The organism is Myxococcus xanthus (assembly GCF_013116825.1).
In the GTDB taxonomy this organism is placed as follows: Bacteria; Myxococcota; Myxococcia; order Myxococcales; family Myxococcaceae; genus Myxococcus; species Myxococcus xanthus_B.
The window spans coordinates 102,567-114,440 of the sequence record NZ_JABFNS010000006.1 but is presented as its reverse complement, the minus strand read 5'-3'; the positions used below and the strand labels follow the sequence as shown (position 1 = coordinate 114,440).

2 protein-coding genes are annotated in these 11,874 nt (G+C 69.6%); both read left to right on the top strand.

The annotated features are described in order from the left end of the window. Window positions 1-137: 137 nt before the first annotated feature. Window positions 138-8,366: a non-ribosomal peptide synthetase/type I polyketide synthase gene (locus tag HNV26_RS03170; RefSeq protein ID WP_171439828.1), complete on the top strand. Its 8,229-nt coding sequence runs from the start codon at window positions 138-140 to the stop codon at window positions 8,364-8,366. Then, the gene (locus tag HNV26_RS03165) at window positions 8,363-11,803 is read left to right on the top strand and encodes a non-ribosomal peptide synthetase (protein ID WP_171439829.1); all 3,441 of its coding nucleotides are present in this window, start codon (window positions 8,363-8,365) and stop codon (window positions 11,801-11,803) included. The genes HNV26_RS03170 and HNV26_RS03165 overlap by 4 nt, the downstream gene beginning before the upstream one ends. The last annotated feature ends 71 nt before the right edge of the window (window positions 11,804-11,874 follow it).

The following is an 11,874-nucleotide window of genomic DNA, read 5'->3' as shown; positions in this document are numbered from 1 at the left end:
CACCTGGAAAGCGCCAACCCCTGCCGGAGCGCTGGCACCAGAAATTTACCTCGGAACCCCGTCAAGACTAGTCGGATTCAAAACGTTTTCATAATAATCCAGATCTGCAGGATTACACTTTAGGTCCGTGATTTTCCATGAAGTCATTCTTCGGTGTCTCACAGGCCCCTGTGGATTCCCCTCTGGTCTCCGGTGTGTCCGGAGACCGCACGCGCGATGAAATCGCGGCGTGGCTTCGGGCCTACGTCGCCGAGTCCGCCGAGCTCACGCCCGAAGAAGTCGACCCCCAGGAACCCTTCGTTCGCTACGGGCTGACGTCGAAGGACGCGGTGTTCTTGTCGGGCGAGTTGGCGGACTGGCTGGGCCGCGACGTGTCGCCCACCATCCTGTGGGAGCACCCCACCATCGACGCGCTCAGCCAGGCGCTCGGCCGTGGCAATGAGCCCGTGGCGCATGCGCCCGCGACGCCCGTCACCGAGGCCGCGCAGGACGACGCCATCGCGGTGGTGTCGCTGGGGTGTCGCTTCCCGGGAGCCCCGACGCCAGAGGCACTCTGGGCGCTGCTCCAGCGCGGCGGAGATGCCATCACCGAAGTCCCCGCGGACCGTTGGGACGCGGCGAGCCTCTACGCTTCGGACGCGTCCACACCCGCGACGATGAACACGCGATGGGGCGGCTTCCTCGAAGACGTCGGCGCGTTCGACCCGCTCTTCTTCGGCATCTCGCCTCGCGAAGCCGTGCGGATGGATCCGCAGCAGCGTCTGCTCCTGGAAGTCGCGTGGGAGGCGCTGGAGCGCGCGGGACAGGCACCGCAGGGACTCCAGGGCAGTCGCACGGGCGTCTTCGTCGGCATCAGCACCAGCGACTACGCGCAGCGACAGTTCGGCGACCGAGCCTTGTTGGATGCGTACGCGGGCACTGGCAACGCGCACAGCATCGCGGCCAACCGGCTGTCGTACGTGTTGGGCTTGCGCGGTCCGAGCATGGCCGTGGACACAGCGTGCTCGTCGTCGCTCGTCGCGGTGCACCTGGCCTGTCAGAGCCTCCGCGGCCGCGAGTGCGACCTGGCGATGGCGGGCGGCGTCAACCTCATCCTGTCACCCGAGCTCACCATCGCCTTCTCGCAGGCGGGGATGATGGCGGCGGACGGACGCTGCAAGACGTTCGACGCGTCGGCCGATGGTTACGTGCGCTCCGAGGGCTGCGGCATCGTCGTCCTTCAGCGCCTGTCGGACGCGCTGGCCTCGGGCGCGCCCATCCTGGCCATCATCCGCGGCTCGGCCGTGAATCATGACGGGCTCAGCAACGGGCTCACCGCGCCCAGCGGCGCCGCGCAGCAGGACGTCATCCAGCAAGCCCTCCGTCAGGCCCGCCTGTCGCCAGAACAGATTGGCTACATCGAAGCCCACGGCACGGGGACGCCGCTGGGCGACCCGATTGAACTGGCGGCCCTGAGCGCCGTGCTGTCTCCGGGGAGGACGGCGGAGCAGCGCTGCTTCATCGGCTCAGTGAAGAGCAACATCGGCCACCTGGAAGCGGCGGCCGGCATCGCGGGGCTGATGAAGACGGTGCTGGCCCTGGGTCACGGCGAGATTCCGCCGCAGGTCCACCTGCGCGAACTCAACCCGCACATCACCTTGGATGCGACCCGATTTCCGATTCCCAAGCGCCCCGAGCCGTGGCCCCAAGCGTCCGGCGCGCGCATCGCGGGAGTCAGCGCCTTCGGCTTCGGTGGAACCAACGCCCACGTCATCCTGAGTGAGCCTCCGCCGCGCCCCGCGGATGCACCTCGCGTCCCCGAGCGTGACAGCCACGTCCTGACGCTTTCGGCTCGAAGCGATACGGCCCTGCGGAACATGGCCCGGCAGTACCAGGAGCACCTGCTACGGCCGAACGCCCCCACGCTGGCGGACGTCTGCTTCACCGCGAACACCGGCCGCAATGCGTGGCCGCATCGGCTCGCGCTCACCGCGAACTCCCATGCGGAGCTGGCGTCGCGGCTCGAGTCCTTCGCCCAAGGACACGCCGTGCCCGGGCTGCATCAGGGCGAGGTGCAGCGTGGCGCCACGCCTCGAATCGTCTTCCTGTATCCCGGCCAGGGCACCCAGTACCCCGGCATGGGACGGCAGTTGTTCGACAGCGCGCCCGTCTTCCGTGAGGCCCTGGAGCGCTGCGACGCGCTCCTCCGTCCGCACCTGGATGTCCCGCTGATATCAGTTCTGTTTCCGACGACGGACGCCACGGCGCAGCTCATCCACCAGACGCGCTACACCCAGCCAGCGTTGTTCGCGCTGGGCCATGCCCTGACGGAGTTGTGGCGTTCGTGGGGCGTAGTGCCCGACGCCGTCTTGGGCCACAGCGTGGGCGAATTCACGGCCGCGCACGCGGCGGGCGCGCTCGGGCTGGAGGAGGCGCTGGCCCTGCTGGCCACCCGCAGCCGGCTCATCCAGGCGCTGCCCCAGAACGGCGCCATGGCCGCGGTCCTGGCGGATGAAGTCACGGTGCGCACGGCGCTGGAGGGCGAGCCCCTGGTGGACGTCGCCGCCGTCAATGGGCCGAGGCACGTAGTCATCTCCGGTGAGCGTGAAGCGGTCCAGCGCATCACCGCGGCGCTACAGGCGCAAGGTGTCGATTCGCGACCGCTCACCGTCTCCCACGCGTTCCACTCGCCGCTACTGGAGCCGATGCTCGAGGGCTTCGAGCAGGTAGCTCGCGTCCTGCCCGCCCACGCGCCGCGGCTCCCGCTCATCTCGAACGTCACGGGCGAGCGCTTGTCCCAGGCCCCAGACGCCGCCTACTGGCGACGGCACGCGCGCGCTCCCGTCCAGTTCTTCAAGGGCCTCCAGACGCTGACGCAGGCGGGCCCCGCGCTGTTCATCGAGATGGGCCCGCACGACACGCTGCTCGGCATGGCGAAGCGCTGCGTTCCCGAGAGCGCGAGCCTGTGGCTCCCCAGCCTGCGGCGCCAGCAGGCTGCCTGGCAGACGCTGCTCGACAGCCTCGGTGCGCTGTACACGCGCGGCGTCGCCGTCGCATGGAGCGCAGTGGACGCGAACCACCCGCGACGGCGTGTCCCGCTGCCCACCTATCCCTTCGAGCGCCAGAGGTACTTGCTGGACTCCGCGCGCCCCTCCCCTTCCCCCAGCCCGACGATGATGACCCAGACCACTGCCGCAGCGCCCGTCGTGTCACGCAAGGAGCGCATCCTCACGGAGCTCCGCGCGGTCGTCGCCTTGCTGCTCCAGGCCCCTCCCGAGAAGCTCGACCCGCGCATGTCCTTCCTGGAGATGGGCGCCGACTCCCTCGTGTTGCTGGACGCCATCCGCAACGTGGAGAAGCGCTTCGGCGTGAAGCTGGCCATCCGTCAGCTCTTCGAGGAACTGACGACGTTGGATGCACTGGCGAGCCACCTCGACCAGACGCTGCCCGCGAGCTTCGCCCTGACCTCCGCGCCAGCCGCGACGAGCGCTCCCGCGCCGCTCCCCATGAGCGCGCCTCCCGCCGCCGCGAACATGCCCTCCGCGCCGCCGGGAAGCGCCGTCGAGCAGCTCATCCAACAGCAGTTGCAGCTCATGGCGCAGCAGCTCGCGCTCCTGGGCGGACGTCCCGCAGCGCCGCTGCAGCTTCCCGTCGCGGCGCAGGAAGCCCCTGCCCCCAAGGCCGTGCCCGCGAACACCGCGAAGGCGGGAGGCGCGTCACCCTTTGGCGCGGGGCCCAAGTCCGGCACGCCCGAGCGTGAGCTCCCCGCGGTACAGCAGCGTCACCTGGACGCGCTCATCGCGAAGTACACCGCGCGCACGAAGCGCTCGAAGGAGGCAGCCGTCCGCTACCGCTCGAAGTGGAGCGACGTGCGGTGGCTGATGAACTTCCGCGCCGAGCTGAAGGAGGTGTGCTACCCCATCGTCAGCGTGCGGTCGAAGGGCTCGAGGGTCTGGGACGCGGACGGCAACGAGTACATCGACTTCTCCATGGGCTTCGGGGTGCACCTGTTCGGTCACAACCCGCCCTTCATCCTGGAGGCGCTGCAACAGCGCCTGGCGGAGGGCATGGAGTTGGGCCCCCAGTCGGACCTGGGCGGGCAAGCCGCGGAGCTGCTCTGCGAGCTGACCGGGATGAAGCGCGTCACCTTCTGCAACTCCGGCACGGAGGCGGTGATGACGGCGCTCCGGCTGGCGCGCGCCGCGACGGGCCGCACGAAAATCGTGATGTTCACCGGCTCCTACCACGGCCACTCCGACGGCACGTTGGTGGTGGGGCGCATGGTCAACGGCGAGCCGCAGTCGCTGCCCATGGCGGCGGGCGTGTCTCCCAAGGTCGTCGAAGACGTCCTCGTGCTGCCCTACGGCGAGGACCGCACGCTGGAGCTCATCCGCGAGCACCTTCACGAGCTGGCGGGCGTCCTCGTCGAACCCGTGCAAAGCCGCCGTCCCAATCTCCAGCCACGGGCCTTCCTCCAGGCGTTGCGGACGATGACGCGTGAAGCAGGCGTGCCCCTCATCTTCGACGAGGTCATCACCGGCTTCCGGCTCCATCCGGGTGGCGCCCAGGCGTGGTACGGCATCGAGGCGGACCTGGTCACCTACGGCAAGGTGCTCGGTGGCGGCATGGCCATTGGCGCCGTCGCGGACCGCGGCGGCTTCGTGGACCGCATCGACGGAGGCGACTGGAACTACGGTGACGCGTCCTACCCCGCTGTCGAGACGACCTTCTCCGCGGGCACGTTCTGCAAGCACCCGCTGACCATGGCGACCACGGTGGCCACGCTGAGCCACCTCAAGGCCCAGGGACCGGCGCTCCAGGAGAATCTGAGCCGCCGCGCCGCGGGGCTGGTCGCTCGTCTCAATGACATCTTCCAGCGCGAGCAGGCGCCCATCGAGGCGGTCCACGGCGGCTCGGTGCTGCGCTTCTCCGCCGCAGGCAACACCAGCTACCTGTACCAGTCGCTGGAGATGGACCTGTTCTTCTGCCACCTCATCCAGCGCGGCATCTACATCTGGGAGGGGCGCACGTGCATGCTCTCCACCGCGCACTCGGATGAGGACCTCGACACCATCGTTCGCGCCGTCACGGAGACGGTGGCGGACATGCGCGCGGGCGGATTCTGGCCACGCACCACACCGCCCGAGCCCACCCGCGTGGAAGCGCGCACGCTGCCGATGACCGAGGCGCAGCGGCAACTGTGGGTGCTCGCCCAGATGAACGCTGGCGGCTCCATCTCCTACAACCTGTCGATGAGCCTGCGGCTCGAAGGCGTGCTCCAGCCCGAGGTGCTCCAACGCGCCATCCAGCACGTCGTCGACCGGCATGAAGCCCTGCGCATCCACGTCCACGAGTCCGGCGAGCAGCAGACCGCGGCCGCTTCACTGGCGCTTTCCCTGACGTTGCACGACCTCTCCACCCTGCCCGCGCCGGAGCAGGCCGAGCGCCTCTCCGCCTGGTACGAGCAGGAGAGCAACGCGCCGTTCGACTTGCACCGCGGCGCGCCCTTCCGCGTCAACCTGCTGAAGCTGGGCGCGCGGGAGCACGTCTTGGTCCTCACCGCGCACCACGTCGCGGTGGACGGCTGGTCGCTGGGTGTCATCGTCCGCGAGATTGCCGCGCGCTACACCGAGCTCCGGGGAGGCAAGAGCACTCCGCCTCCACCCTCGATGCAGTGGGGCGAGTACGTGCAGTGGCTCCAGCAGCAGGCCGGAACCAAGGAGCAGATGGCCCACGAGCGCTTCTGGCTGAGCCGGCGCGTGGAGACGCTGCCCGCGCTGGAGTTGCCCATCGACCATGGCCGCCCCGCGCACCGCAGCTATCGGGGCGCCCGGCAGACGCTGCGACTGGACCGCGCCACCACCCAGGCCCTGCGGGAGGCGGCGGCGCAGCAGCAGTCCACGCTCTTCATGCTGCTGCTCTCCGTCTACACCACCTTCCTCCACCGCCTGACGGGCCAGGATGACGTCCTGGTGGGCATCCCCACCGCGGGCCGGGGAATGGAGGGCAGCGAGGGGCTGGTGGGCTACTGCTCGCACCTGCTGCCCATCGCCAGCCACGTTCAGGGCGAGCAGACGTTCTCCGAATACGCCCAGGGCCTCAAGCAAGTGCTCTGGGAGGCATATGAGCACCAGGACTATCCCTTCGCCCTGCTCATCCAGCGCCTGGGGCTGCCGCGCAGCACGAGCCACACCCCGCTCGTCAGCGTCACGTTCAACCTGGAGCGCCCCCTGGGGAACCTCCAGATGGACGGCCTTCGGACGCACTTCGTCCCGCAGCCCGTGCGCTACGCCGCCTTCGACCTGAGCCTGAACGTCATCGACGCCGAGGACGGACTCGTCCTCGACTTCGACTACAACACCGACCTGTTCGAAGCGGCGACGCTGGCCCGCTGGGCTCAGGGCTTCCGCACGCTGTTGTCAGGCACGCTCGAGCAGCCGGAAGCGCGCGTCGCCGACCTGCCGATGCTCACCCCAGCCGAGCGCCGCAAGGTCCTGGTGGCGTGGAACCAGAACCAGGTGGGCTACCGTGAGGACCTCCTCACCCACCAGTTCATCGAACAGCAGGCCGCCGCGAGGCCCGGCGTGCACGCGGTGGAGCTGGACGGCCAGTGCATCAGCTACGCCGACTTCAACCGGCGCGCGAACCAGCTCGCGCACCACCTGCGCGGCCTGGGTGTCGGCCCCGGCGTGCTGGTGGGTGCCTTCATCGACCGCTCGCCGGAGATGCTGGTGACGTTGCTGGCCATCCTCAAGGCCGGTGGCGCCTACGTGCCGCTGGACCCCGCGCACCCGGTGGAGCGGCTGCGCTTCCTGCTGGACGACGCGCGCGCGGCCGTGCTGGTGACGAAGCAGTCCCTCGCGGAGCGGCTGCCCGCACACACCGCCAAGGTCGTCCACCTGGACACCGACGCCGCCACGCTGGCAGCGCGTCCCACGGAGAACCCGCTCAACACCGCGACGGCCACGTCCCCCGCCTACATCATCTACACGTCCGGCTCCACGGGTGAGCCCAAGGGCGTCGTCATCAGCCATGGCCAGATGGCGGTGCACTTCCAGGACATGCAGCTCCACTTCGAGCTGACCGAGCGCGACCGCGTGTTGCAATTCGCCTCGTTCAACTTCGACGCGTCCCTGGAGCAGATTCTCCCGACGTTCATGACGGGCGCCACGCTGGTCCTGCGCGGCAACCAGGTCTGGACGCCCGAGGAGCTGGCCCGCCGCGTCGTCGAACAGCGGCTGTCGGTGATGAACTTCCCCACGGCGTACTGGCAGCAGCTCACGCAGAGCTGGGCCGAATCGCCGCCAACCATCGGTGCCCATGACTTGCGGCTGGTCATCATCGGCGGCGACACCGTGCTGCCCAAGGTGCTGGAGCTGTGGCAGCACGGCCCGCTTGGCAACGTGCGCACGCTCAATGCCTATGGCCCCACTGAGACGCTCATCACCGCGACCACCTTCGACATCCCCAAGGGCTGGAGCGCCACGCGCGTCCCCATCGGCCGGCCGCTGTCGAACCGCCCCTGCTACGTGCTGGATCGGCATGGCGCGCCCGTGCCCATCGGCGTGGCGGGCGAGCTGCACATCGGCGGACCACTGGTCGCGGCGGGTTACCTCAACCGTCCAGAGCTCACCGCGCAGCGCTTCGTGCCGGACCCGTTCAGCGACGACCCGGCGGCGCGCCTCTACCGAACCGGAGACCTGGTCCGCTACCGGCCTGACGGCACGCTCGAGTTCCTGGGTCGCAGCGACCACCAGGTGAAGGTGCGCGGCTTCCGAATCGAGCTGGGAGAAATCGAGTCCGCGCTGAGCGCGCACGAGCACGTCCAGGAAGTGGTCGTCACGGTCCGCGAGGAGCCGGGCGCGCTGGCCGGACATGACAAGCGACTGGTGGCCTACGTGGTGCCGTCCGCGCAGGGAAGCGTGACACCCGCCACGCTCCGCCAGTTCCTGCTGGAGAAGCTGCCGGACTACATGGTCCCCGCCTTCTTCGTCCTCATGGAGGCCATGCCTCTGACGGCCAGCGGGAAGCTGGACCGCAAGGCGCTGCCCGCGCCGGACCCGGAGGCCAGCGCGCCCACGCGTCCCTTCGTCGCACCGCGCACGCCCACCGAGCAGACGCTGGCGGAGGTATGGATGAAGGCCCTGCGTCTGCCTCGCGTGGGCATCCACGACGACTTCTTCGAGCTGGGCGGTGACTCGCTGCTGGCCACGCAGGTGGCCTCTCGACTGCGGGATGCGCTCAAGGTGGAGCTGCCCCTGGAGCGGCTCTTCAAGCAGACGACCATCGCCGGGCTCGCGGAGCACGTGGACACCGTCCTGTGGGCGGCGCGTGCGGCCGAGGACACCAGCGTCAGCGGCGCGAGCCGTGAAGAGGGGGAGCTGTGAACACGATCGACGGACTGTTGACCCGGCTGCGCCAACACGACGTGCGGCTGTGGATGGAAGGCGAGCGCCTGCGCTTCAACGCGCCTCCGGGCGTGATGACACCCGACCTGCTCGGAGAGATGAAGTCCCGCAAGGAGGAGCTGGTCTCCTTCCTCCAACAGGTGGGCCAGTCACTCCAGGGCGCCGCGGACCTCATCCCCGCTGGCCCTCGCGATGGAGCGCTGCCGCTGTCATCCGGCCAGCAGCGCCTGTGGTTCCTGGAGCAGTTCCAGGGGCCCAGCGGCGCGTACAACATGCCCGCGGCGCTGCGACTCGAAGGCGCCCTGGACATCGCCGCGCTTCAGCGGAGCCTGGATGAAATCGTCCGCCGTCACGAGGTGCTGCGCACGAGCTACGGGCAGCACCAGGGCCAGCCCTTCCAGCGCGTCTTGCCGCCCGCGTCCGTGACGATGCCCGAAGTGGACCTCCAGCCCCTCCCCGCCGAAGCACGACAGGCCGAGGTCCGGCGGCGTGCGACGGAGGAGGCGGGGCGCCCCTTCGACCTGTCGCGAGACCTGCCACTGCGGCTGTCCCTGCTGCGGTTGGACCCACGCGAGCACGTGCTGCTGCTCACGCTCCATCACGTCGCCTGCGACGGCTGGTCCCTGGGCGTCCTCATCCGCGAACTGGCGGCGCTCTACCGCGCGTTCAGCACGGGCGAACCCTCTCCGCTTCCCGAACCCACGCTTCAGTACGGTGACTTCGCGCGCTGGCAGCAGGAGCGAGCCACCCGTGGCGACCTCCAGCCACACCTCTCCTGGTGGCGCGACCACCTGGCCGGCGCCCCTGCGCTGCTGGAGCTGCCCACCGACCGGCCGCGCCCCGCGACTCAGCGCTTCCACGGTGCGACCCATCGCTTCACCGTGCCAGCGGAGCTGACTGCCCGGCTCAAGCAGCGGAGCCGCGAGTCAGAGGCCACGCTGTTCATGACGCTGCTGTCCGCGTTCGGCGTGCTCCTGTCCCGAAGCAGCCGGCAGGAGGACCTCGTCATCGGCACGCCCATCGCCAACAGGGTGCCCCAGACGGAGCCCCTCATCGGCCTCTTCGTCAACTCACTGCCGCTGCGGCTCCAGGTGGACGGCGCGCGTCCGTTCTCCGAGCTGCTGGCCCGCGTGCGCCAGGACACGCTGAGCGCCTACGCGCATCAGAAGCTGCCCTTCGAGCAGTTGGTCGAGGCACTCCAGCCCGCGCGCGACCCGAGTTACTCCCCGCTGTTCCAGGTGCTGTTCACGCTCCAGAACACGCCGTCCGAGGTCCTCTCGCTGTCCAGCCTCACGCTGGAGCAGTTGGAGTTCGAGAGCGGCACCACGCAGTTCGACCTCTCCCTGTCGATGGCGGAGACGGCGCAGGGGCTGGCGAGCGAACTGAACTACAACACCGACCTGTTCGATGCGGCCACCGTCGAGCGGATGTCCGGCCACCTCCTCACGCTGCTCGCGGCCATCGCGGAGAACCCCACCCGGTCCGTGAACGACCTGCCCCTGCTGACCGGGCCCGAGCGCCTGCGACTGCTGCGGGAGTGGAACGACACCGCGCTCGACCTGCCCCTGCCCAACAGCCTCCACGGCCTCTTCGAACGGCAGGCCGCGCGCCGTCCGGACGCCACCGCCGTGCGCTTCGAGTCGCGCGCCCTGACCTACCGGGAGCTGGATGAGCAGGCGAACCGGCTGGCGAATCACCTGCGCCAGCTCGGCGTGGAGCCGGGGCACCGCGTGGGCATCTTCCTGGAGCGCTCGGTGGAGCTGCTCGTGGGTTTGCTCGGCATCCTGAAGGCGGGCGCGGCGTATGTGCCGCTGGACCCGCTGTATCCGCCGGACCGGCTGGCGCACATCCTGGATGACAGCGGCGTCTCACTGCTGCTGACGGAGCCGGAGCTGGCCGCGCAGGTCCCCACCTATCCCGGCAAGCGCATGGTGCTTGCCGAGGCCTCCTGCGCCCCCACGACGCCGCCCCAGGTGACGCTCGCGGGCACGGACCTGGCCTACGTGCTCTACACGTCCGGCTCCACGGGCCGCCCGAAGGGCGTGGCAGTGCCGCACGCCGCGGTCGTCAACTTCATGGCGTCCATGCAACGGGCGCCTGGGATGACCGACCAGGACACGCTGTTCGCCGTGACGACGGTGGCCTTCGACATCTCCGTGCTGGAGCTCTTCCTGCCCCTGAGCGTGGGCGGCAACGTCGTCATCGCCAGTAGCGAGACGGCCGTGGATGGCACCCGCCTGATGCGGGCCTTGGTGGACAGTGGCGCCACGGTGATGCAGGCAACCCCGTCCACGTGGCGGATGCTGCTGACGCTGGGGTGGAAAGGCAGCCCCACGCTGAAGCTCCTCTGCGGCGGAGAGGCGATTCCCTCCGAACTCGTCGAGCCACTGTGCTCGCGCGGCGCGTCCCTGTGGAACATGTACGGCCCCACGGAGACGACCATCTGGTCCACCACCACGCGCCTGGAGCCGGGATGCCGCATCACCCTGGGCCGTCCCATTGGCAACACGCAGGTGTACGTGCTGGACGCCGCCATGCAGCCGGTACCCATGGGCGTGACGGGCGCGCTGTTCATCGGCGGACACGGCGTGGCGCAGGGCTACCTCCACCGTCCGGACCTGACGGCGGAGCGCTTCGTACCGGATCCCTTCGGACAGATGCCGGGCGGCCGGCTCTACGCCACGGGTGACCTGGTGCGCGCGCTGCCAGATGGCACGCTGGAGTACCTGGGTCGCGGCGATGGACAGGTGAAGCTGCGCGGCTATCGCATCGAGCTGGGAGAGATTGAAGCCCGGCTGGCCCAGGTGCCTGGCGTCCTGGAAGCCGCTGTGAAGCTGTGGGACGTGTCAGGCCACGCGGAGCTGGTCGCCTATGTGCGCTCCTGCGCCGAGCCCGCTCCCGATGCGCTGACGATCCGCCAGCACCTGGCCTCTCACCTGCCAGCGTACATGCTGCCGAGCCACTTCGTAACGATGGAGTCCTTCCCCCGGACGGCCAACGGCAAGCTGGACCGCAAAGCGCTTCCCGCGCCGTCGGCGAACCAGCGCGCCTCGGCGGCCTACGAGGCGCCGCGCACGCCCATGGAAGTCCAGCTCGCGGCCATCTGGCGCGACGTCCTCGCGGTGGAGCAGGTCGGCGCGCGCGACAACTTCTTCGACCTGGGCGGCCAGTCGATGAAGGCCGTCCAGGTGATGGCGCGCATCCAGGAGTCCTGCATGGTGGACGTGTCACTCCGCGTCCTCTTCGAGCACCCCACGCTCGGCGCCTTGGCGAAGCACCTGGAGACACTCCAGCAGCCCGGTGCGCCCGCCGCGCCTCCTCCCCTGGTGGCCCGGCCCCGACAGGCCCGCCGCGTCCAGGCCGCGACGCGCGCCGAGCTGAACCTCCCTGACTCGACTTCTTCGAAGAAGGAGTAGCGCCCCGGGTCCACGCCACAACTGGCGTGGCCCGCTCCGCTGCTGCCCCGTTCCTCGCCCTCAAATCTTCG

Excerpts from the sequence above, each read along its gene's own strand:
- HNV26_RS03170 (WP_171439828.1), top strand. The coding sequence starts at position 138 with ATGAAGTCATTCTTCGGTGTCTCACAGGCCCCTGTGGATTCCCCTCTG.